General features: G+C 46.4%; 1 pseudogene. It reads left to right on the forward strand.

Going from position 1 to position 248, the window contains the following annotated elements:
- Positions 1–22 precede the first annotated feature (22 nt).
- Positions 23–169: pseudogene (aspA, locus tag AB4407_RS20890) on the forward strand (aspartate ammonia-lyase); the annotation flags it as partial.
- Between the last annotated feature and the right edge of the window lie 79 nt (positions 170–248).

A 248-nucleotide genomic window follows, 5' to 3' on the forward strand; every position in this document is an offset into this window, starting at 1 on the left:
ACCTTAAATGATAGGTGTTGACCTAAAAGCGGCTGATATTGCCAAGAAAGCCTACAAAGAGGGCTTACCAATTCTGGATGTTGCCGAGAGAGAAACGGATCTCAGCCGAGAAGAGCTCAGCAAGTTGCTTAACCCAACCGCTCTAACTCAAGGTGGTATTGCGGGTTAGCCAGAGACTACGCTAAGCCAGAATAGAACTATAGAAACACAAAAAGGGCCTCATCCGAGGTAATGCCGTTCACTTAAGA

It is taken from the genome of Vibrio sp. 10N.261.46.E11 (genome assembly GCF_041472735.1).
Taxonomy (GTDB): domain Bacteria; phylum Pseudomonadota; class Gammaproteobacteria; order Enterobacterales; family Vibrionaceae; genus Vibrio.